The 22,634-nt window shown below is 63.7% G+C and carries 20 protein-coding genes; 12 read left to right on the top strand and 8 right to left on the bottom strand.

Annotation, left to right across the window (positions count from 1 at the left end; genetic code table 11):
* Positions 1-76: 76 nt before the first annotated feature.
* Positions 77-2,500 carry a transglycosylase domain-containing protein gene (locus JGU71_RS09910; RefSeq protein ID WP_199704537.1) on the top strand — a complete coding sequence of 808 codons (2,424 nt, stop codon included), beginning with the start codon at positions 77-79 and terminating at the stop codon, positions 2,498-2,500.
* 31 nt (positions 2,501-2,531) lie between these two features.
* Positions 2,532-4,103 (top strand): glycosyltransferase family 87 protein, encoded by a 1,572-nt coding sequence (locus tag JGU71_RS09905; RefSeq protein ID WP_307829575.1) that lies wholly within the window; start codon positions 2,532-2,534, stop codon positions 4,101-4,103.
* Between the two features lie 16 nt (positions 4,104-4,119).
* On the opposite strand, the gene JGU71_RS09900 is transcribed toward JGU71_RS09905, so the two are convergent.
* From JGU71_RS09900 to JGU71_RS09890, 3 genes are all read right to left on the bottom strand, one after another.
* Positions 4,120-4,368, bottom strand: a complete 249-nt coding sequence (locus tag JGU71_RS09900) for a helix-turn-helix domain-containing protein (RefSeq protein WP_199703915.1) — start codon at positions 4,366-4,368, stop codon at positions 4,120-4,122.
* 17 nt (positions 4,369-4,385) lie between these two features.
* A complete protein-coding gene (locus JGU71_RS09895) occupies positions 4,386-5,456 on the bottom strand; it encodes a DUF475 domain-containing protein (protein WP_199703913.1) in 1,071 nt (356 codons plus the stop codon).
* A 112-nt stretch (positions 5,457-5,568) separates the two neighbouring features.
* Positions 5,569-6,144 carry a TerD family protein gene (locus JGU71_RS09890; RefSeq protein ID WP_199703912.1) on the bottom strand — a complete coding sequence of 192 codons (576 nt, stop codon included), beginning with the start codon at positions 6,142-6,144 and terminating at the stop codon, positions 5,569-5,571.
* Between the two features lie 166 nt (positions 6,145-6,310).
* On the opposite strand from JGU71_RS09890, the gene JGU71_RS09885 reads away from it, so the two are divergent.
* The 6 genes from JGU71_RS09885 to JGU71_RS09860 are packed head-to-tail and all read left to right on the top strand — an operon-like array spanning position 6,311 to position 13,214.
* Positions 6,311-7,534: a hypothetical protein gene (locus tag JGU71_RS09885; RefSeq protein ID WP_307829574.1), complete on the top strand. Its 1,224-nt coding sequence runs from the start codon at positions 6,311-6,313 to the stop codon at positions 7,532-7,534.
* A gap of 19 nt (positions 7,535-7,553) precedes the next feature.
* Positions 7,554-8,729: an HpcH/HpaI aldolase/citrate lyase family protein gene (locus JGU71_RS09880; protein WP_199703910.1), complete on the top strand. Its 1,176-nt coding sequence runs from the start codon at positions 7,554-7,556 to the stop codon at positions 8,727-8,729.
* Entirely contained in the window at positions 8,726-10,006 is a 1,281-nt protein-coding gene (locus JGU71_RS09875; RefSeq protein WP_199703908.1) for a phosphoribosyltransferase family protein, read from the top strand. Before JGU71_RS09880 ends, JGU71_RS09875 begins: the two co-directional genes overlap by 4 nt.
* Positions 10,003-11,115, top strand: coding sequence for a cysteine protease StiP family protein (locus JGU71_RS09870; RefSeq protein ID WP_199703907.1), 1,113 nt, complete (start codon positions 10,003-10,005; stop codon positions 11,113-11,115). Before JGU71_RS09875 ends, JGU71_RS09870 begins: the two co-directional genes overlap by 4 nt.
* Complete coding sequence (locus JGU71_RS09865) at positions 11,112-11,933, top strand: HAD family hydrolase (RefSeq protein WP_199703905.1); 822 nt, start codon at positions 11,112-11,114, stop codon at positions 11,931-11,933. The genes JGU71_RS09870 and JGU71_RS09865 overlap by 4 nt, the downstream gene beginning before the upstream one ends.
* Positions 11,934-11,957: 24 nt before the next feature.
* Entirely contained in the window at positions 11,958-13,214 is a 1,257-nt protein-coding gene (locus JGU71_RS09860; protein ID WP_199703904.1) for a vWA domain-containing protein, read from the top strand.
* A gap of 9 nt (positions 13,215-13,223) precedes the next feature.
* Here the strand turns inward: JGU71_RS09860 and JGU71_RS30380 are convergent, their stop codons facing one another.
* Positions 13,224-14,018 (bottom strand): helix-turn-helix domain-containing protein, encoded by a 795-nt coding sequence (locus tag JGU71_RS30380; RefSeq protein WP_199703903.1) that lies wholly within the window; start codon positions 14,016-14,018, stop codon positions 13,224-13,226.
* A gap of 102 nt (positions 14,019-14,120) precedes the next feature.
* On the opposite strand from JGU71_RS30380, the gene JGU71_RS09850 reads away from it, so the two are divergent.
* Positions 14,121-14,516, top strand: a complete 396-nt coding sequence (locus JGU71_RS09850) for a DUF3224 domain-containing protein (protein WP_199703902.1) — start codon at positions 14,121-14,123, stop codon at positions 14,514-14,516.
* Between the two features lie 26 nt (positions 14,517-14,542).
* On the opposite strand, the gene JGU71_RS09845 is transcribed toward JGU71_RS09850, so the two are convergent.
* Genes JGU71_RS09845 through JGU71_RS09835 form a run of 3 tightly spaced genes read right to left on the bottom strand, consistent with a single transcriptional unit; the run spans position 14,543 to position 16,660 of the window.
* Positions 14,543-15,304 (bottom strand): AIM24 family protein, encoded by a 762-nt coding sequence (locus JGU71_RS09845; protein ID WP_199703901.1) that lies wholly within the window; start codon positions 15,302-15,304, stop codon positions 14,543-14,545.
* 13 nt (positions 15,305-15,317) lie between these two features.
* Positions 15,318-16,025 carry an AIM24 family protein gene (locus JGU71_RS09840; protein WP_199703899.1) on the bottom strand — a complete coding sequence of 236 codons (708 nt, stop codon included), beginning with the start codon at positions 16,023-16,025 and terminating at the stop codon, positions 15,318-15,320.
* A gap of 8 nt (positions 16,026-16,033) precedes the next feature.
* Complete coding sequence (locus JGU71_RS09835; RefSeq protein WP_199703898.1) at positions 16,034-16,660, bottom strand: AIM24 family protein; 627 nt, start codon at positions 16,658-16,660, stop codon at positions 16,034-16,036.
* A gap of 223 nt (positions 16,661-16,883) precedes the next feature.
* Here JGU71_RS09835 and JGU71_RS09830 point away from each other — a divergent pair, with 223 nt between their 5' ends.
* The 3 genes from JGU71_RS09830 (at position 16,884) to JGU71_RS09820 (ending at position 21,443) form a co-directional block, all read left to right on the top strand.
* Complete coding sequence (locus JGU71_RS09830) at positions 16,884-18,281, top strand: HNH endonuclease signature motif containing protein (protein WP_199703897.1); 1,398 nt, start codon at positions 16,884-16,886, stop codon at positions 18,279-18,281.
* Between the two features lie 185 nt (positions 18,282-18,466).
* Entirely contained in the window at positions 18,467-19,825 is a 1,359-nt protein-coding gene (locus JGU71_RS09825; RefSeq protein ID WP_199703896.1) for a TerD family protein, read from the top strand.
* Positions 19,826-19,862: 37 nt separating this feature from the next.
* Positions 19,863-21,443, top strand: coding sequence for a TerD family protein (locus JGU71_RS09820; RefSeq protein WP_199703895.1), 1,581 nt, complete (start codon positions 19,863-19,865; stop codon positions 21,441-21,443).
* Here the strand turns inward: JGU71_RS09820 and JGU71_RS09815 are convergent.
* A complete protein-coding gene (locus JGU71_RS09815) occupies positions 21,428-22,597 on the bottom strand; it encodes a glycosyltransferase 87 family protein (protein ID WP_199703894.1) in 1,170 nt (389 codons plus the stop codon). The two genes, JGU71_RS09820 and JGU71_RS09815, sit on opposite strands and share 16 nt — an antisense overlap.
* Positions 22,598-22,634 lie beyond the last annotated feature (37 nt).

Below are 22,634 nucleotides of genomic sequence, written 5' to 3'. Positions count from 1 at the left end.
ACCCGGGTACGTGCCGGGTGCACGACCGGTGCCACCGCCGCCCCCGCGGCCAGGTGCCGAACCTCCGACCGTTCAGATGAACCCCGGACCACTTCGTCAGGGTCCGCCTCCGAACGCTCGCCAGAACCCGAACCCGCGGCCCAACCCGAACGCACGGCCCGCATCGGTGCTCGACAATCGACCACAGCCGCAGGCGGGCCAGCGCCCGCCCCCCGGACCTCCGCCGCGTGATGGTGGCGGTGACTCCGGCGATGGAGGAGGACCCACGCCCAACCGACCGAAGAAGAAGTCGCGCTGGCGCACAGTTCGGCGGGTTATCTACACGCTGATCGCGCTCGGCCTCGTCGTTCCGCTCGTCGCGTTTCTCGTGGCCTACGTGATCGTCGACGTTCCCCGACCCGGCGATATCAAGACCAACCAGGTCGCGACGATCTACGCCTCGGACGGCACGTCGGTGCTGAGCAAGGTGGTGCCTCCGGAAGGCAACCGCACCGACGTGAACATCGATCAGGTGCCTGTGCACGTCCGCAACGCGGTCATCTCGGCCGAGGACAGGGACTTCTACTCCAACCCCGGCTTCTCGATATCGGGCTTCGCTCGTGCTGCGCGCGACAACGTTCTCGGCAAGGACAGTGCCGGCGGCGGCTCGACGATCACACAGCAGTACGTCAAGAACGCGCTGGTCGGTTCCGAACGGTCGATCACTCGAAAGATGCACGAGTTGGTCATCTCGTCGAAGATGGCTCGCGAGTGGAGCAAGGACGACATCCTTGCCGCCTATCTCAACACCATCTACTTCGGTCGAGGCGCCTACGGCATCGCGGCTGCGTCGAAGGCGTACTTCAACAAACCCGTCGAAGAGTTGACGGTGTCCGAGGGCGCGGTTCTCGCAGCGACGATTCAGCTTCCCTCCGCGCTCGATCCGGAAACCAATCCGAAGGGCTCGCAAGCGCGCTGGAACTACGTCCTGGACGGCATGGTCGACGAAGGAGCGCTCAGCTCCGCGGATCGTGCGGCAATCCAGTATCCGCAGGTCGTTCCGCTCGACAGCCTCGACAACCCCAACCAGGACAACGGGCCGGAAGGCTTGATCAAGACGCAGGTTCTCAAGGAACTGTCCGAGTCCGGGATCAGCGAACAGGCCCTCAACACCGAGGGATTGCAGATCACGACGACGATCGATCCGAGGGATCAGGCCGCGGCCGTCGACGCCGTGAACAACAACATGAAGGGCGAACCTTCCGAACTGCGGACCGCTGTCGTCTCGATCGACCCAAAGACGGGCGCTGTGCGCGCCTACTACGGCGGACCGGAAGGCAAGGGCTTCGACTTCGCGAACTCCGGCCTGCAGACCGGCTCGTCGTTCAAGGTTTTCGGTCTGGCCGCCAACCTCGCGCAGGGCATTCCGCTGTCGAAGATGTACGACAGCTCGCCGCTGAGCGTCAACGGCATCAGCATCGGCAACGTCGAAGGCGAATCGTGCGGTACCTGCACCATCGCCGAGGCACTGAAGCGCTCGCTCAACACCAGCTTCTACCGCATGATGCTCGCGATGGACAACGGTCCGCAGGCGATCGCCGACATGGCACACAAGCTCGGCATCCCCGAAGAGATTCCCGGCGTCGGCAAGACCCTCACCGAGCCGGACGATGCAGGCCCCAACAACGGCATCGTGCTCGGCCAGTACCAGTCACGTGTCATCGACATGGCGTCCGCCTACGCCACCCTCGCGGCATCCGGAACCTACCGCGCACCGCACTTCGTGCAGAAGGTCGTGACGGCCGACGGTGAGATCCTGCTCGATCGCGGCGTCCCGGCGGGCGAGCAGCGCGTCGATCCTGCCGTCGCGGACAACGTCACGTCCGCGATGAAGCCGATCGCCGGGTATTCGCGTGGTCACAACCTCGCGGGCGGTCGTCCGTCGGCCTCAAAGACCGGCACGGCACAGCTCGGCGACACGGGTGAGAACAAAGACGCCTGGATGGTCGGCTACACGCCGTCACTGTCGACGGCGGTCTGGGTCGGCACCGAGCAGGGCCTGCCGTTGCGAAACGTCTACGGCGGACCGATCTACGGATCCGGACTACCGTCCGACATCTGGAAAGACACGATGGACGACTCACTCGAGGGCACCGAGGTCGAGAGCTTCCCCGTGCCGGGTGCAATCTCGGGGCAGTCCGGTGTTCCCGACTACACCGCGCCCTACGTTGCGCCGAGCACGACAGCTCCGCCGTCGAGCGCACCGACTGCGACCCCGCCTCCGGTCGTCGTACCGTCTCAGATCGAAATTCTGCCCGGCGTCGTGATCCCGGTTCCAGGTTTGGCGCCTGCACCGACGACCCAGCCTCCTGCGACAACCGAGGAAGAGCCCGCCGGACCTCTGCCTGGTCAACCGGTCGCCCCAGGCGGCGCTACGGGCGGCACGACGGGCGGAACAGGCACGACAGGCGGGACCGGAAACAACGGCGGCGGTGCGGGCGTGCCGCGCCCACGGGGGTAGCCGAGTTCTCGACCACCGGTAGCCTCGTGCCGTGAGCGACGAGCGAACGTTGATCGGGCCGGCCCCGCTGGCCAACGACCGACGGTCAGCGGAATGGCGCGACCTTCCCGGCCGCAACGATCCGCTGACTCGCGAACTGTCGAAGGTCGTCGGTGGGCCGATCGGCCGCCATGCGCTGGTCGGCCGGTCGAGATTCGTGACCCCGATGCGGGTCCTGCTCGCGCTTGCCGTCGTCTTTCTTGCCTTCGGCTGGTTCACCAAAGCGGCGTGTATTCAGCAGGGCCCGGTCGGCGAGAACGGCGCCATCGGGCTCGACTGGAGCGGTAGTCGCCAATACGTCGCACTGTGTTATTCCGACACGGTGCCGCTGTACGGCGCCGAGCGACTCAACGAAGGCGCTCTGCCGTACAAGAAGTCGTGGACCGAGGAAGGCCCGGACGGACGACTGCAGACTCGCTACATGGAGTACCCCGTGGTCTCCGGGCTCTATCAATACGGGTCGATGCTCGTTGCGAAAGCCTGGGATTCGGTTCGAATCCTCCCCGACGGTTTGCCTGTCGCCATCTACTTCAACGTCGTTGCACTCGGTCTTGCGGTCGCCTGGCTGGTGACGGTCTGGGCAAGCGCGCTGCTTGCGGGTCGGCGGATCTGGGATGCCGGACTGATTGCCTGCTCACCGCTTGTCATCGTGCACGCGTTCACCAACTTCGATGCTCTGGCAACAGCTTTCGCTGCGACCGGCATGCTTGCCTGGGCACGAAAACGACCGGTCCTTGCCGGCATCCTGCTCGGGATCGGCGGGGCGACGAAGCTCTATCCGCTCCTACTGCTCGGACCACTGCTGATCTTGTGCCTGCGCACCGGGAAGATGCGAATATGGTTGCCTGCGTTCGGTTCCGCGGTCGCTGCCTGGTTGGTTGTCAATTTGCCCATCTTCGTCGCCTTCCCTCAGGGTTGGCGAGAGTTCTTCCGGCTCAACACCGATCGACACGCCGACCCCGACTCGGTGTACAACGTGATCACCTCGTTCACCGGTTGGCCGGGTTTCGACGGAGTCCTAGCTTCCAGTGACAAGCCCGTCATCCTCAATCTGGTGTCACTGCTCCTGTTCGCAGCTGTCTGCATCGGCATAGCCTGGGTTGCGCTGACCGCCCCGCGGCGTCCTCGCGTCGCACAGTTGTGCTTCCTGCTCGTCGCGGGTTTCCTGCTGACCAACAAGGTCTGGAGCCCGCAATACTCGCTCTGGCTGGTTCCGCTGGCGGTGCTGGCCTTGCCGAATCGGCGAATCCTGTTGGCATGGATGACAATCGACGCGCTCGTCTGGGTGCCGCGGATGTTCTACTACCTCGGCGAACAGAACAAGGGGCTGCCGGAGCAGTGGTTCACCGGCACTGTCATCGTTCGCGACATCGCCGTTCTTGCGCTGTGCGGCTTGATTGTTCGGCAGATCTACAAACCGGACACCGACATCGTTCGCTACGGTTTCGTCGACGATCCGAGCGGCGGAGTACTCGACCAAGCAGCGGATGCTCCCCCGTCCTGGCTACCGCGGGCGCTGCGGCCGAAGGTTCGAATCGACGTCGAGGCCGACGCCAGATTGTGACCCCGCGGTTGCCCGACTACCAGTCGGACAGTCGCGTCAACCCGTCCTGCAGGGCTCGCGCGAACAGCGCAGCCTTGGTCGGCGCTGGCCTGCCGACCGCCGCATACTTGGTCCGGATCCGAGCTATGTGTGTATTCATCGTTCCAGTGGCGATGTAGAGGCTGCGCCCGGCTTCCAGCTTGGAGTCCGCTGCCAGCCAGGCCATAAGCACTTCCCGTTCCCACCGAACGAAATGAGGGAGAGCAACCAGGTTGCTCTCCCTCATCGTTTCGACTACTAACGTCAGACGTCGACCTTGTCGAGGCTGACCTCTTCGGCATCCGCCTTCCGGTTCCGCATGACGCTGGTGATCCAGGCCGCACCGATCAGGACGACACCGACAAGACCGGTGATGATCTCGTTGACGTGGATGCCGATCGACACGAGCAGGATCGCGGCAAGTGCACCGATGGCCCAGTGCGCGCCGTGTTCGAGGTAGACGTACTCGGACAGCGTGCCCTTGCGGACGAGGTACACCGTGATCGAACGAACGAACATGGCACCGATGAAGCCGAGGCCGAGCGCGATGATGATCGGGTCCGCGGTGATCGCGAAGGCTCCGATGACACCGTCGAAGGAGAACGACGCGTCGAGAACCTCGAGGTACAGGAACAGGAAGAAGCCTGCCTTACCCGTAGCGACCACAGCGTCGGAGGGCCCGGTGTGGTCTTCGGGGTGGAACATCGAGCCGAGACCATCGACTGCGATGTAGGTGATCAGACCGAGAAGACCCGAGAGCAGAACCGTCGAGCGGTCGTCGTCCGCTGCGCCGAACTCGGCGGCGGCAACCAATGCGAGACCCGCGACAACGACCGAAAGTTGGTCCAACTTGCCGATCTTCGCGAGCGGCTTCTCCAGCCACGACAGCCACGTGATCTCACGGTCTTCGAAGATGAAGTTCAGGAACAGCATCAGCAGGAACATGCCACCGAACGCCGCGATCTGCGGATGCGCGTCGGTCAGCAGTTGCTCGTAGCTTTCCTGGCCGGAACCCTCCGGCGGCGGGTTGAGGGCGAGATCGAAAGCCCTGACGGGGTTGAGGCCTGCTGTCACCCACACGATCGCGAGCGGGAAAACCAACCGCATGCCGAAGACGGCGATGACGATGCCGATCGTAAGGAAGATCTTCTGCCAGAACTCGCTCATCCGTCGGAGGACGGTCGCGTTGATAACCGCGTTGTCGAACGAGAGCGACACCTCGAGGATGCCAAGGATCGCACACAGAATGAGCGCCTCTGGACCTCCGTAGAGGAACGCCACTAGCAGGGAGACAATCGTGACGATGATCGATATACCGAAGACGCGCACTACCACGGAACGTGGCCTTTCTATTAGGGCCGAAACAAGGTGGGACGCCGACACGCACGCGCTGCTACGCGGACCTTACCCATCAAAGGGTAAAGCCCGCGCAGCGGAAACGCAGTCCCTAGACGTTGACGCCGTAATCCTTGGCGATGCCTGCGAGGCCGGACGCGTAGCCCTGACCGATCGCGCGGAACTTCCACTCGGCACCGTTGCGGTACAGCTCGCCGAACACCATGGCGGTTTCGGTCGAGGCGTCCTCGCTGAGGTCGTAGCGGGCGAGCTCGGTGCCGTTGGCACGGTCGACGACGCGGATGTAGGCGTTGCGGACCTGACCGAACGACTGCTGACGAGTCTCACCGTCGTAGATCGAAACGGGAAAGAAGATGCTGCTGATCGTCGGCGGTGTGGCCGCGAGATCGACGTTGATCACTTCGTCGTCGCCTTCGCCCTCGCCGGTGGTGTTGTCACCGGTGTGCTCGATCGAACCTTCGGGCGAACGCAGGTTGTTGAAGAACACGAAATGCTGGTCCGAGAGGACCTTCTTGTCTTCGCCGGTCGCGATTGCGCTGGCGTCGAGGTCGAAGTCTGATCCTGTGGTGGAGCGAATGTCCCAGCCCAACCCGACCGCGACGGCGGTCAGGTTCGGCGCCGCCTTGGTCAGAGAAACATTTCCGCCCTTGCTCAAGCTGACACCCATTTGGGGCCCTTTCATCGTGTGGTTGTCGTTTAGCTACGGCTTCCCGGCCTTCGAGCGCATGCCGGGGGAATCGCCGGTCGCACCACAACACTAGTGTGCGGCCGCGCACAGTGGTCCGGAGTGGCTGGAGACCAGCACAGATCCGACGGCGACGTACGATTTTGCAGTGACGAGTAGTTGGCCGCGGCGCCTGTTCGGACGCGCCCGCACACGAGAGCCGGATCGCGGTGCCCAGGAGGCACTGACGACGGCGTTCCTCGACATGGACAAACGCCAATCGATCGCCGAGGCCGCGGTTCAGGCGTCGGACCAGCTGTTTCCGGAACGCCGAATGGGCAGGCTGTGGCAGCCCATCGCCGATCGTTGCTACCAGGCATCTGCCGGCTACCTCGCGGTATCCGAGCAGTTCGCAAGTACCGCTACGACCTCAGCGCCTCCCGTGTCGGCTCCGCAGAATTCGTACGAGCGAACCATGCAGGAATTGACCTATGCCGCGCGATCGGTCGATGAGTTCTACCAAACTCACCGGCAGCAGCTGGAAGATGCCGTTGCCCGTCTAGCTGCCGTCCCGGCGGTGGTGACGCAATCTTTGGCTGCCGCGGAAACCGCGCGTAGCGGCCTGCGGGGTGACGGCGAGCGATACATCGGATACCCGTCCGTCCAACAGCGCACGCGCGACCTCGACAGCGCGGTCGCCGCATTGGACGCCGCGCAGGCAGGTGGTGCCCCGGCAGTTCTGCGCGATGCCGCATCTCGAGTTCGCGCAGCAGCGAGCGCACTCGAAGCCGCGTTGGCTGCGGCGCCGAATAAAGAGCGCGAGGCGACGCAGGCCATATCGTCGGTCACCACTCGGATCTCGGGAGTTCGGACGCGCGCCGAGCGTCTCGCACCGGCCTATTCGACGCTGCTACGCGATTTCAACGCTGCAAGCTCGAAGGATCTCGCGGGGAACGAAGCGTCCGCCAAGGCGGAGATCGAGTCAGCCGCGGCAGCGCTCCTGAAAGCGCATATGACCCTGAACAGGGGCGATCCGGAATCAGCTCTCGATCTGACAGCGGCGATTCGCGCTCACCTCGCGAATGCCGAGCGGCACATCGACGCCGTCACGGATAGACTCGCGTTGCTTCGGGAGGTCCGCGACAACCCGAAGCAGAAAGAAGACGAGGTTCGGTTTCGACTGCGAGATGCGCAAATGCTCGCCGTCAACCGTGGGATCGTCTCGGAGTGGGCGTCGGTGCTCGATGCCCAGCTTGAACGGATCGACCGCATATCCGGAGCTCTTAACGGTAGACACCCCGACTATTGGGCATACGTTACCGGGCTCGATGCCGTCAAGACATTCATCTCCGGTGTGGTCCAACGGATGAAAAAACAAGAACCTGGCACATGAAGACACCGATTGGGGGGATATGTCCGAGACCAGCACTCTGAGGCACTTTCGTCAGCTGGATCCGCAGCGTCAGGACGAATTGTTCCTCCAGGCTCCACTGCCGTTCGGTGACGGCGACGATCGCGAATTGCTCGCGGTCGCGCTCGGTGCAACGCTCTACGTTCCCGCGACACGGCCCGACCTTGCTGCCGCCGTCGTGCGACGCGCGACCGAAGGTGTCTGCTCGATGGTCCTCGACCTCGAAGACGCGATCGGAGACCACGAGGTCGAAGATGCCATGACCAATGCTGTGAACGCGCTCGACGAGTTGGCCTCGACCGATGCGGCAAGCCTGCTGCTCTTCGTCCGAGTTCGCGACGCACAGTCGATCCGCGGGATCGCGGAACGATTGACCACAGGGGTCCGCGCGCTCACGGGCTTCGTCGTACCGAAGTTCACCGGCGAGAGTGGCGGCAAGTACCTCGACGAGATCGCAGCGGCGTCGGAGCTGGTCGGCAAGCAGCTGTACGCGATGCCGGTTCTGGAGTCGCCCGAACTGGTCTTTCGCGAGACTCGCGACCGCGAACTCCAGTCGATATCCGCCCTGCTCGCCGAGCATCGCGACCGCGTGCTTGCCGTCCGAATCGGCGCGACGGATATGTGCGGCACGTTCGGTATTCGTCGCGACCGCGACCTCACGATCTACGACGTCCGCGTCGTCGCCGACGTCATCGCAGGCATCGTGAACTATCTCGGGCGCACGGACGGCACCGGCTTCGTCATCACCGGGCCCGTGTGGGAGTACTTTGCCGATCACGAACGTATGTTCCGCCCGATGCTGCGTACGACTCCGTTCGCCGAACACGACGCTGTCCGGTTCCGGCAGCATCTCGTCAGTCGCGATCTCGACGGTTTGCTGCGCGAGATCGCGCTGGATCGCGCCAACGGCATCCAGGGCAAGACCGTGATCCATCCGTCGCATGTCTCTGCGGTGCACGCACTTTCGGCAGTGACGCACGAGGAATACAACGACGCACGCGACATTCTCGGCAAGGAAGCCGGCGGCGTGCAGGCTTCGGGCTATCGGAACAAGATGAACGAGACCAAACCGCATCGCAGCTGGGCGCATCAGATTCTGCTGCGCGCCAAGGTATTCGGCGTGACAAACAAGGGCATCACGTTCGTCGATCTGCTCACCGCACTGGTAGACCGGTGACGGAAACAGCTTGGGCTACAACCGAGCTCGGCTTCGACATCGTCCACACGGCCTCACCGGTCGGTCGGTACGTTCCGGATCTGGTTCGCCCGGGGTTGCGCCGAAACCCGAAACGCGCCCATCTGCTTGTTTCCACCGTGCTCGGCAAGCACATACCGACCGCGCCGAGTGTCATCATCGCCGCCGCCGATGCGTTGGGCGATCTCGTTCTCGATGCACTCGGACCCGATCACCACGACGTCGTCGCGCTCGGATTCGCCGAGACGGCAACGGGTCTCGGCCATTGCGTTGCTGCGCGAATCGGCGCCACGTGTTACCTGCACTCGACAAGGCGGGTCGTTCCCGGTATCGAGATCTTCGCGGCATTCGAGGAAGGCCACTCGCATGCAACGAGTCACATGCTGCAGCCAACCGCCCCCGACCTGTTCGCCAACAGCCTCCCGCTGATCCTGATCGACGACGAAATTTCCACTGGTGCAACAGCTGTCGACGCAATTCGGGCATTGCACCAGCACGTCCCTCGTCGTCACTACATCATTGCGGCACTTGTGGACATGCGGACGGACGCGCACCGCCGCGCAGTAGCCGAAGCAGCGAGCGAACTGGGCGCGCAGATCGACTTCGTCAGTCTCGCAAGCGGTACCGCTGTGCTGCCTGCAGGGCTCGTCGATGCCGTCGCTGGGCTCCCGGACCCCGTTCTCAATCCTCAGGCAGGAAAGACCGGCGATATCGACTCCATCGTATTGCCATGGTCTGCCGCAGTTCCCGATGGCGGCCGCCACGGCTTTCTACACTCGGACGCCGAGTCGTTCGATGCCGCGGTTGTCTCTGCTGCCGACACGCTGGATGCGGCACTCGAACCGGAGCGAGCGTTAGTGGTCGTTGGGCACGAGGAACTGATGTACCTGCCGCTCCGCGTTGCCGCCGAACTGGAACAGCGCGGACGTGAGGTGCTGTTTCAAACCACAACACGCTCACCTGCCTACGTCCTCGATGTCGACGGTTATCCACTGCGACGGGGATTTCGTTTTGCCGCACCAGAAGTGGGGGAAGACGCCCCGCGCTACCTGTACAACGCCCAGATTCCGACCCGCAACGGCAGCGACGCTGCAGCCCAGATCGTCGTTGTACTCGACGAGCCGGCCGATACAGCTCTGCTCCGTGCACCGGGCGGACTGCTCGATGTGCTCACCGCGGCTGGCGAAGACGTTCTCGTCGCTCTCGTCGCGGGCACAGATCCCGCCGCTTTGCGTGCGGCAAGGAAGGATCTCGAATGACTGCGCCACTACACGGTCCGGAGTTCGGTTCCTATGCAGCCGAAGAGGTTTCCTGGCTGCTGAAAGATCTTTCGCACCTGGATCTCGAGGCGGACATCACCTACCGCGAGAAGCGGATCCAGTCGGGCGAAGCGCATTACGCCGAGTCGTTGCCGATCGAGTATCAGCCGGACGCTGCCTACCGCGAACTGTTCGACACCGTGCTGCGGTCGAGTTCGGAGCGCCTGGCGCTCGCTGTCGGCGTGGTGACCGACCTCGTCCTGCACGAGCGTGGCAACGACATCGTGCTCGTGTCACTTGCGCGCGCCGGAACACCTATCGGCATTCTGATGCGGCGGTGGGCGAAGCGGGTTCACGGGCTCGACATCCCGCACTACGCTGTATCGATCGTGCGTGATCGCGGGATCGACGCCGCCGCACTCGATTATCTTGCACGCCATCATGACTCGGAGTCCGTCGTGTTCGTCGACGGGTGGACCGGCAAGGGCGCGATCGCGCGCGAACTCACCGCAGCGCTGCTGGACTATCACCGTGAGGGTGGCGCGCTGTTCAACGACGACCTCGCCGTACTCGCCGATCCCGGCTACTGCGCCCGCACCTATGGCACGCGCGACGACTTCCTCATCGCGTCCGCGTGCTTGAATTCGACTGTCTCCGGTCTGGTTTCGCGCACAGTGCTCAACGACACGGTCATCGGTCCCGGCGAGTTCCACGGCGCGAAGTTCTACAGCGAACTCGCGTCGGAGGATGTCTCGAATCATCTCCTCGACACCGTGACAGCAAGCTTTCCCGCAGTGCGCGAACAGGTTCCGACCGCTCTCGCCGACATCCTCGATTCCGATCGCACACCGACGTGGGCAGGCTGGCGCTCGGTCGAGAAGGTGCGGGAGGAGTACGGCATCTCGACGGTCAATTTCGTGAAGCCGGGCGTCGGCGAGACGACGCGGGTGCTGCTGCGACGGGTGCCGTGGCGGGTGCTGGTCCGGGATCTCGAAGCGCCCGAGCACGCACACATTCGTTTGCTCGCCGAGGCACGCGGCGTTCCGGTCGACGAGGTTGCCGACCTTGCGTATTCGTGTATGGGCCTGGTCAAGGATCTCGCGGAATGAACACGCTGATCGCGACCGATCTCGACCGCACCATGATCTATTCCAAGGCCGCGCTCAAGGCTGCACCGACGAACGCACCGTTGCGAGTGGTCGAGCTGACCAAGGAAAAGCCTGTCTCCCACATGACGGTCGCTGCGGCAGAGCTGTTGCACGAGTTGGCACTTCGGACACCGCTGATACCGACGACGACTCGAACCATTGCGCAGTTCAAACGTATTCACATGCCCGGTGAACCGTGGCGTTATGCCATCACCAGCAATGGCGGCAACATTCTCGTAGACGGCTCACCCGACGAGGAGTGGCGTGCCGGCGTGGACGCTGCCACGCGAGCGGCGGGCGCAAGCCTCGACGAGGTCGCTGCCGAGTTGCGCTCACGCATAAGCGACACCTGGGCCGACAAATTCAGAATCGCCGACGATATGTTCTGCTATCTCGTCGTTCGTCTCGACAGACTCCCGGCCGACTTCCTGCCGCAGTGGGGTCTCTGGTGTAGCGAAAATGGTTGGGCTGCATCACAACAGGGCCGCAAGATCTACGCGATGCCTGCGACGATCTGCAAAAGTTTCGCAGTTGCCGAGGTTCGCAGACGGCTCGTTGACGAAGGCGTGCTCGAGTCCGGCGCCAAGGTGTTGGCCGCTGGTGACGGCGCCCTCGATGCCGAGATGTTGGTCGCCGCCGACGCGGGTATTCGTCCACGACACGGCGAACTCGAAGCCCTCGACTGGCAACATCCGACCGTGCGAGTTACCGATGCCTCTGGTGTCGCAGCGGGCGAAGAGATCGTGCGCTGGTTCGTCGAGCACTCCGCCACCAGCTGACATCGAACGATCAAGGACTCCCCTGTGACCGCCTCTCTCGCAAAGGGCCAGAACGGCCCACTGTCCGCATCGACCGTTGTCGTGGCCGTGCGATCGAGCGCGGCTGCCGACTTGTCGGCGTTGCTGGTAACCGATAGCGGCAAGGTGCGCACCGATGCCGACTTCGTCTTCTTCAACCAGCCGGACGGACCTGGGGTGCAACTGCAAGCGGGTCCGCCTGCGGCGCTTGCCGTTTCGCTCGGTGCGGTCCCTGCGGATATCGCCCAGGTCAGGGCGGTCTTGACACTCGAAGACACGTCGGCACAGTTCGGCAGCTACCCTGCGCCCATTGCGCAGGTGTCCGACAGCGCAGGAAACCTGTTGTACGAGTATCGAATCGATGGCTTGAGCAGCGAGTCGATAGTCATCGCGCTCGAGCTGTATCGGCGTGGCAACGACTGGAAGGTACGTGCTGTCGGCCAAGGGTATGCGGGCGGGTTCGCCGCGCTGGTCACCGATCACGGCGTCTCGGTCGACGATGAACCTGCCAGCACACCGGTCCAAGATGCCGGTGTACGGACCGTCGCCAACGAGGCCAAGCTGTCGCTGGAGACGCGGCAGAAACTCGATCTCCGAAAGTCGGCCGTCGCCAAGGTATTGCTGGAGAAGAAAGCGACCGGCGTGCGAGCGCGCGTCGTCCTCGTTATCGACAAGACCGGCAGCATGAGTCGGATGTACAAGCAGCGGGTCGTGCACCGAGTCGTCGAGCGGATGGTTCCGGTCGCGACGCAGATCGACGACGACGGCCAGCTGGAGCCGTACCTGTACGGCAGCCATTTCGCCCGCCTCCCTGACATTGCGGTGCACGAAGTCGAGGGCTGGTCGGAGGAGTTTCTGCACCTGACAGGCACACATGGCGGTATCGACTACAAACCGATCGGCGGCTACAACGACGAGTTGCCGATCATGAACGAGATCATCGCATCACTTCGCGCAGGCGACTCGATGCCGACCCTTGTGCTCTTCTTCACCGACGGTGGGTTCAGCAAGCGAGCCGAGATCAGCGCCCTCATGGCGAAAGCATCTGCGCTACCGGCTTTTTGGCAGTTCGTCGGACTAGGCAAGGCGAACTACGGCGTGTTGGAGAAGCTCGACACCATGGAGGGTCGCACGGTCGACAACGCCGGATTCTTCGCACTCGACGACATCGACACCGTGGACGACCAGGAACTGTATCGCCGTCTGCTCAGCGAATTCCCGGACTGGTTGCTGGCTGCGAAGTCCGCGCGAATCGTCGGCTGAACACCGCGGTCAGCGGTTTGTGTAGCTGGCCGGTGGTCGTCCGACTATTGCTTTGAAGTCGCGAGCGAAGTGGGCTTGGTCCGCGTATCCGAGGTCGGCGGCAAGCGCTGCGAGACTTACGGATCCGTTGTCCAGCCGTTCGGCCGCCTCATGCAGCCGGTAGCGTTGCAACACCCGTTTCGGAGTCATGCCGACGTGCTCTCGGAACAGTTTCTGCAGGTTGCGTTGCCCAACGCCGAACCGTTCTGCGATGTCGTCGACACGCACGATGCTTCGGTCACCTGCGATGGTATCCACGATCTGGTTCACCAACTTGGTTGCTGCGGTGATGTCCGGTTGCCGTTGTCGCACAAATTCTTCCGCGAGATCGATACGTTCTGCCCGGTCGGTTGTCGACGCGATGCCGTTCGCGAAGCGGGTGGCCGCCGCTCCGAAGATCTCCGATCCTTCGACGACGCGGTTCCCCAGTTCGGCGATCGGCCTGCCATAGACGCACCGAAATCCCGCGGGGCGGAAGGTCGTACCGAAGATGTCGCCGGTATCCCGCAACTCGTAGGTGAACTTGCCGCGGAGGATGCCGTGCACGCGGACCGATCCGGCCTCGACAACGAGCTGAATCTCTGGGCCCGGCAGAACCTCGACAACGTACGGGTCCTCGCCTCGCAGATCCCAGCGGACCGCCCAGTGATTCGCGACGATGTCGCCCAGTCGGGCGCTCGAAGGCAAGAACGCCTCGCGATAGATACCCTGCCCAGCTGTCGGGTCGAGCAAGCCGCGTGGCGGTCGATCGGTAAGGGACTCCACCCGACCAGTGTCCACGGGTTGTTCGCGTTTGTTCAAGACCGGTCTCCGCACGCGCGGCTACCGTTCGAGGCAAGCACAAACCAAGACCGAAGGGAACGCGAAATGAGCCGCACTGCAACAGGAATCGTCGAGAGCAAGGAATGGAATCAGGTCGAGTACGCACCAGTCGAGGGTGCATCGGGGCTCGCCGCCGCCACTGGACACGACCGATACACCGGCGACATCGAGGGTGAAGCGCGCTGGCACGGATTGATGCATGGCTTTCCCGACGGGACCGGAACGTTCGTGAGCTTGCAACGTATGGAATGCACGATCGGCGAGTCGTCCGGAAGCTTCGTACTCGAGATGACTGGCACCTTCGACGGAGCTGGATCTCGAGCGGATTGGCTGGTCGTCCCAGGATCGGGCACAGCCGACTTCGCCACGATCAGCGGTAAGGGCGGTTACACCGCGACCGACGCAACGACGGCCAGCTACTCGCTGACCTACACCGTCTGAACTCCTGCGAGCTCTGCCTCGCCCCGTCAGTACCGCTGCTGTTGCTGCCCCATCTGTGCGGCGATGACGGAGTTGAGGCGTTGCAGTCCGGTCGGTGTGATGCCGTGGATCTGCTGTTCGATGGTGCGTACGACCATGCTGTCGTCGAGGATCTTCTCGCTGGATTGGATCAAAACCGTTCCGGCGCCGGTGAAGTCGAACTGACGCTCCTCGCCGGAGTTGACGCCGAAGCGCGCCGCGCCCGCCGCGAGGAAGCTGGTGATCCAGGTGTGGTCGTAGTGATGGCTCGGTGACGGGCAGTCAGCCCAACCGACGAGTGCCTCAGGATCGACACGTAGCGGCGGCTCGGCGAACATCACGGGCCCGTTGGACGAGGCGAGGAACTTGCCGGTGCCGATCAGGGTGAGGAAGCCCGGCACGATCGACTGATTCAGCGACAGACCCGGCTGGAACGCGAGCAGGTTCGCCGCACGGATGGTCAGGTTGCCGTCTTCGAGATCGTAGGAGTTGATGTCGTAGCCTCGGTCGCCGATGATCAGCTTCCCGAAACCTTCGGCAACGGCGTAGTCGCCTGTGTACAGCGGCGCCGAAAACTGTTGCGCCACCATGTTCAACAGGCCGCCCTGCAGGCCATGTGTCAGTGCCTTGAACTCCATCTGGCCGTAGTAGGCGATCATCGCGCCCTTACGGATGAACCAGGGCGAGTTCAGGTCGATGTTGTAGGCGTAGCTGTTGTCGGGAATGTTGTCGTCGCCGTTGAGATTCGACGGATTCAGCAGTGTGCTCATTTCGAATCTCCGCTCACAACTTCTCTTCGGAAGCCTGGACGTACACGATGCCCTGGCCGACACATTGCAACTGCATTGCTTCACCCGCGCCGCGGCCGACCGCGTCACGCCAGCTCATGGCCGTCTTCAGCTCGGTTTGGACGTTGCCGTAGGCGGCGATGAAGGCCTGGGGATCGACGACGATCGGCGCTGGTCCACCCACCTGCAATTCGATCAGACCACCGTGTGCAAGTAGCACCGCACTGCCCTGGCCGGAGAGCTGAGTCGTGAACATGCCCTGACCTGTCAACGCACCGGTTGCCGCGCCACGCAACGAGCCCATCAGCCCGCCGCCACGGCCACCGCCGCCACCACCCTGGCTCATCACCGATACGACCGAACTCTGCAACCCGGCCGTGTTGGCGAGTAGCCGCGACGCTTCGACCTTGAGAGACGCACCGTGCTGAATATCGACGACGTGCACCTCGAGACCGGCGAAGCCGTAGTGCACTTCACCGTTGCCCTGCGCCATCATCGTTCGCTCGTGTTCACCCTGCATCATGCGGCCGGCCATACGTGCCATTCCGCCCATGCCACCCATCTGACCAGCGCCGGGGACCTGGTGTGGCGAGAAGCCGACCTGGCCGGTGTAGAACAGCATCGCGCCGGTACGGGCGACGACGCCGCCTGCCTGGCCGACGTGCACCTTGACGACCTTCGAGTTCACCTTCGTGAAAGCCATTGGAGTCCTTACCGTTCTGCCGGCTGAATGGACACGATCCCCTGGCCTTCGAACCGGAGCGAGAAGGCTTCACCGCTGCCCTGCCCGACGACCGTTCGCCACGACACATCGGTGATGAACGACTGCTGCAGGTTGCCCTTCGAACAAACGTAGGCGTCCGGGTCGACGACGAGTGGATATTGCGGTGAAACTTCGAGGTGAATGAGAGGTCCGCCCGCCGACAGCAGCGCGACCTGGCCATGACCCGTGACAGTCGTCGTGAAGAGGCCCTGGCCGCCGGATGCGGCGCCCCGAAGACCGGTGAACGTGACGTTGGTCTGCAGATTTCCGTTCATTGCGAGCAGTTGACGCGATTCGACCTGCAGCGTCTCCTGGTTCAAGTTCAAGACCGTGACGTATTGCCCGTTGACCGCGAGAAAGACGCGGCCGTTGCCCGTGCACTCCATCAGCGAGAGCGCTTCACCCGTCGCTCGTTGCTTGAGACCGGCGAGAACGCCTGCGCCGCCACCGAATCCGGCCGACTTGAACGTGACGTTGCCTTCGTAGGCGACCATCGAGCCGGAGATCGCCCGTATGGTCGTGTTGGAAAGCTGGGCTTCGACAACCCGCTTCGACTTCTCGAACAATTGGCCCATATCAGCTCTCTCACGTGGTTGATGCCGTGGAGCGCAAGGCCCCCGGCCACATCGCACCCGCGAGAAGAATAACCGATTCGCGACGCACACGGCGCTCCGCGCCTCGTGAGTCTTTTCGGAGGTCGGGCCCTCCGAAAAGACTCACGAGTAGTAGGTGGAATTGTGGTGTTGTGCAGGGACTTTCCGTCGAAACCGTGTCGGTGGGTGCCGCTACGATTAGCACATGCTTTCGAACCCGACACCGCAACCCGCCACGGCGGTCGAGGCTGCGATGGTCGCGTTCGAAACAGCTCTCCACGGGTTACGTGACGTCGGATTCGGCGAACTGTCCAACAACCGCGACCGCCTCGACCTCCTGCAGCGATTCGAAACCGGAACACGCACCCTCTCCGGTTTCGGAACCGTCCTGATCGCCGACATGCAGGAACAATGGATCCCCGGCGAGCTCGGCGACTACCGCCTCGCCGACGTTCTCGCCGACACCCTGCGGATCTATCCGGGCGAAGCCAAAGCCCGCCGCAAGATCGCCGAAGACCTCGGACCCCGCACCGGGTTCTCCGGCGCACCCCTCGAACCTGTGTATCCGCACACCGCCGCCGAACACCGCGACGGGGCGATCGACCGTGCCCACATCACCGTGATCCGCGAATTCTTCGCCCAGGTCCCCAGCTACGTCGATGCCGAGACCCGCGAGCAGGCCGAAGCGAAACTGGCCGAGCAAGCCCGGATTCTGCGGCCCGATCAACTCCGCCGCGCCGCCAACCGGATCCTCGCCTACCTCAATCCCGACGGCAACGCACCCGAGGTGGACCGCGACCGCAAACGGACTTTCATCCTCGGTAAACAAGGCACCGACCTGATGACCAAAGGCAGCTTCTGCGTCGACCCGGAACTGCGGTCCTACCTCGAAGCACTGTTCGCGAAATACGCAAAACCCGGTGTGGGGAATCCGGCAGACGCCGACTCGACGGTGGATGCGGAACCGACCGACGAGGTGGTGCACCGTGACGAACGGTCGGTCGGGCAACGTCAACACGACGGGTTGAAAATGGTGCTACGCGACGCACTGTCGTCGGGAACGTTGGGTCAGCACCGCGGTCTCCCGGTCACCGTCGTCGCGACCATGACCGTCAAAGAAGCCGAAGAGGCGTCCGGGACTGCGATCACCGGCGGCGGATCACTGCTCCCGATCCGGGATGTGCTGCGCATGGCACGACATGCCCATCACTACCTCGCGTTGTTCGACGATGATGGCCGCCCCATCTACCTCGGCAGATCGAAACGCATCGCGCAGGGTGATCAACGTCTGGTCTGCTACGCCCGGGACAAAGGCTGCACCTTCCCAGGATGTTGGCGACCAGCCAACTGTTGCCAGTGTCATCACTGCCGGGAATGGGTGGCCGAACTCGGGCTCACCGACGTCGATCAACTGGCACTCGTCTGCGACGCGCACCATCCACTGGCTGGACTCAAGGACACCGACTGGCACACCATCGTCGCCGGACCCGACCACAAATATCCCGGCCGGATTCTGTGGGTTCCGCCGAAACATGTCGACCCGACCCGAAAACCGAGAGTCAACAACTACTTCCATCCCCACGAATACTGGGACCTCGACTGACACGCCTGACCGATGCATGCTCAGGCGGCCACGTACCCGGTGGCACGCGCCTGTTCGTCCACGTACTCTCGCCGCCAAGGGGTGGCTCTCGTACAGTGGCTCCCATAGGGACATGGTTTAGGAAGCGTCGGGCAAAGCTTTGGTAAACCCTCGACGGCTCCGCCTACACATGAAGGGCAATCGTCTTGTCTGCAGCGCTTGCGAAGGGCCAGAACGGCCCCATCGCCGTGAACGATGTCGTCATCTCCATCCAGCTGAGCGTCGCGGCGGATCTTTCCGCACTGCTGGTCAAGGACAACGGCAAGGTGAGGTCGGATGCCGACTTCGTTTTCTTCAACCAGCCGAACGGCCCCGGCGTCCGGCTGCAGCCAGGCCCTGCCGGCCAGCCCGCGTCACTTGCGGTGTCGCTCAATGCGATTCCCGCGGACATCGATCAGATACGCGCTGTCATCACCCTCGATGACTCGTCGAGCAACTTCGGTCGTTCGGCTCCGCCCACGGCAACGGTGAGCGACGCCTCCGGCAACCAGCTGTTCCAGTACCGCATCGACGGTCTGAGCAGCGAGTCCATCGTGATCGCTCTCGAGCTCTACCGCCGTGGCGGTGCGTGGAAGGTCCGCGCTGTCGGTCAGGGCTACGCGGGCGGTTTCGCCGCACTCGTCACCGACCATGGCGTATCCGTCGACGACTCTCCGGCACCGGCTGCCCCACCACCACCGCCGGCGTACACCCCGCCGCCGCCTCCGCAGCAGCCTTACCAGCAAGCGCCCCCACCGCAGCCGTTCCAGCAGGCGCCGCCGCCACCGCAGCCGTATCAGCAGACGCCACCGCCGCCCAACTATCCGCCGCCCAGCTACCCGCCCGCCGCGGCCCCACCGCCGTACACACCTGCACCTGCCGGTTATGCGGCACCGCAGGCGCAGCCGCCGTCCGGTGGTGGCGAGGTGAATCTGCAGAAGGGCCGTCCGGTCAGCTTGCAGAAGGGCCAGAAGGTCACGCTCCGCAAGGAGGGTGGCGTCGCACTGACGACGTTGCGGATGGGCCTCGGTTGGGACCCGGTCAAGACTCGCGGCATGTTCGGCAACCGCACCCCTGACATCGACCTCGATGCCTCGGCCGTGCTGTGCGCCGAGGACCGCATCGTCGACGTCGCCTACTACGGCCAGCTGACGTCGAAAGATGGGTCCGTCCGGCACCAGGGCGACAACCTCACCGGTGAAGGCGAGGGCGACGACGAGGTGATCGCGGTCGACCTGACGCGTATTCCGCCGCACGTCTCGACGATCATCTTCATCGTCACCTCCTACAAGGGTCACACCTTCGAACAGGTGTCGAATGCGTTCTGCAGGCTCGTCGATGCGACGACCAACGCCGAGCTCGCTCGATACTCGCTGCAAGGTGGCATGGCGTTCACCGGAATGGTGATGGCAACGGTCTACCGGTCGGGCAACGAATGGAAGTTGCAAGCGATCGGCGAGGGGATGCAGGCCAAGCACCCAGGCGAAGCCGCACCACAACTCTCCCGATTCATCCAGCGCAACTAAGCCATCACAACCAAGACTTCTCAACTAGGACGGACCTGTGTCGTCACCTCTGGTACCGGGGCAGAATGCGCCGTTGCAGCACCGCCGACTGCGCTTCCGAGCGTCGAGCGCTACCCCGCTCGACGTCTCGGCACTCGTCGTCGATGCCCGTCTGCAGGCGATGTCGTCGGACGAGTTCGTCTTCTACAACCAACCGGCATCCAGCGGGGTGCGGCTCGAATCCGATTGTCTCGCAATCGATCTAGAACAAGTTCGAGCAGATTCCCACGGCGTGCTGTGCCTCGTCAGCGTTGATCCTGCCGCGGCACAACAGTCGGCGTTCACGGCACTGTCGGCAACGTTGACAGACGAGCGGAACGACGGCATCGTTGAATTCGCGATACCCCTGCGGGGCGGCGAAACTGCCGTCATCTGCTTCGAGCTGTATCGCAGGCAAGGTGACTGGAAGGTCCGTGCGGTCGGGCAGGGGTACGCGGGCGGACTCGGTCAGCTGATTTCCACCCATGGCGTCGAGGTCGACGACCCGACGCCGCCGGCTGCGCCCGCCACTGCGACAGCTGCAGCTCAGCCGCTGACCATGCCCGCGACGACACCGTCCATCCAACCGCTCGACCGGTCGCGGTCCTTCGACCGAATGTGGATGATCTTCGAGGACGCTGCCCGCTCGGCGGCGGCGTTCGTGTCGGCGCGCGACTATGCGACGAAGCGCCTCGACGACGAACTCACCGCGGCTGTCGCAGACCCCTCGATGCGAAACTCGCAGGCGGGCAACGAGGCTCGGGCAGTCGCGCAGAAGCGACACGACGATGTCGTTACCACCGCACAGCGGACCTATCAGCACGACTCCGATCATCTGATTCGTGAGCTCGCGACGATCGATCCGCAACTACCGCGTCCGTTGGCGTCGTGGGACTCGCCTGCCTGGTTGATTCAGTCGTCCGACACCGAGCCGAGTGACGGCATCCGTATCGGCACACTGTCGGCAGCCGACCGCGGACCGCTGGAGGTGCCCTTCTGCGTTCGCTTGCCGCTGCAGCGTCCACTCTGGATCGACAGCGAGACTCCGCTTGCGGCGGCACCGGTTGTGGCGTCGTACGTGCTGCGACTCCTCGCTGCAAAATCTCCGACTCCGATCCTGGACGTCGTCGACCTGACCGGATCACTCGACAAGGTGACCGCGCCGCTGGAACGGCTGATCACGGCCGGCGTCGTGCGAAGTCATCTGGACATCTCGGCGCGGCTCGAGTCCATTGCGAGTGCGGTCGAATTGGCGGAGATGGCGGTGTCCAACGGACTCGCCGATCTCGCGCCGCCCGCACGGGTGGTCGTCCTCTCCGACTTTGCGGCAGGCTATGGCGCAGAAGACATTTCGAAGATCATCCACCTCGCTTCCGTCGGTCCTGCCTTCGGTTTGTCGCTGGTGATCATCGGAGGTGACGAGTCGCGATCGACCGATCAGCAACTCGTCGCCCTGTCTCGGCACTGCCAGCACATCCCGGTCAGCGGACAGTTGCGGATGTACGACCCGTGGACCGAGAACGAATGGGAATTCACACCCGACTCGGTCACAGCGGACGAAAACCGCCTTGCGAGGGTGCTGAGTCAGCTGGATCGCTGACGCGACCTGCCGGGCACCGCTAGAGCGACGATGACGACGATCGCTGCGAGCAGCAGGGAGTTCTCCAACATCGGTGCGACAATCGGCGTGTCCATCTCGAAGCCGATTTTCGGAAGCCGCGCCAAGACGACGACCGCGACAAACGCGGTCGCCAACAGTGCGGTCGCCGGGATCCTGTTGGACCGACCGATCGGGGTCAGCAGCACCCCCACCGCAGGTATCAGCCAGACGAAGTGGTGGGGCCATGCGACAGGCGTGATGAGGGTCGCGCCAAGCCCGACGATCGTGAACGCCGCCAACCCACCGCGCACACGGTTGGCCCGCAGCGCTGCCACGCCCGCACCCGCGATGGTCAGAACGACCGCGATCAGCCATGCCGAATCCGCCCAGCCCGCCGGGAGCAGACGAAGAATCGCGCCGCGCACCGACTGATTTCCGTACACCGCGGGGTTCCCGACAGCGACGCGGTCGGACAGCGACGTCACGACATCGAAGAAGAACACCCGCGATTGCGTGGGCAGGAGCAACGCAGCAAGCAGCGTCGCCCCGAGAAAGCCTGCGATACCAGCGATGAACGGTCGCGCCTGGCGAAGGAGTAGGAAGTAGCCGAGCAGCAGACCCGGAACCAGTTTGATCGCCGCCGCAACACCGATCAAGACTCCCTGCGGAAGCCAGCGCGGACGAGCGAGCAAATCGGTCAGGCACAGCGCCATCAGCATCATGCCGACCTGGCCCCAGCCGAGGTGATCGGCGATGGGACCGGACGCGGTCCACACGATCATCGCGACCGCGAGCGACATCGCCGGATGCTTCTTGAAAACGGGCACCCTGTCGTAGCTCAACCAGATGCACCAGGCCATCACGAGAATCGTCGCGAAAGCCCAAAGCCATTGCGCTGCTCCCCATTGCACCAGAGTGAGTGGCACTGCAACGAGAGCGGCAAACGGCGGATAGGTGAACGGCAGCTCCGCACCGAACGAGGCGTCGTACAGCGCGCTGCCGAGCCGAACCGCTTGGCCGGCCGAACGGTAGACGGCGAGATCCTCGGAAAACACCTTTGTGAAGGACTCGAACAGAGTCGCCAACGCCGCCGAGAACCCGACGACGAAGACGACGAAGAAGGCCGGATTTCGAATGGCAGCGACTCGTGACATCAGCCGACGCCGATCGCGGACAGCGGCCCGGCGGCGG

This window comes from Antrihabitans stalagmiti, assembly GCF_016482825.1.
GTDB classification, from domain to species: domain Bacteria; phylum Actinomycetota; class Actinomycetes; order Mycobacteriales; family Mycobacteriaceae; genus Antrihabitans; species Antrihabitans stalagmiti.
This window is presented reverse-complemented; position numbering and strand designations above follow the sequence as displayed.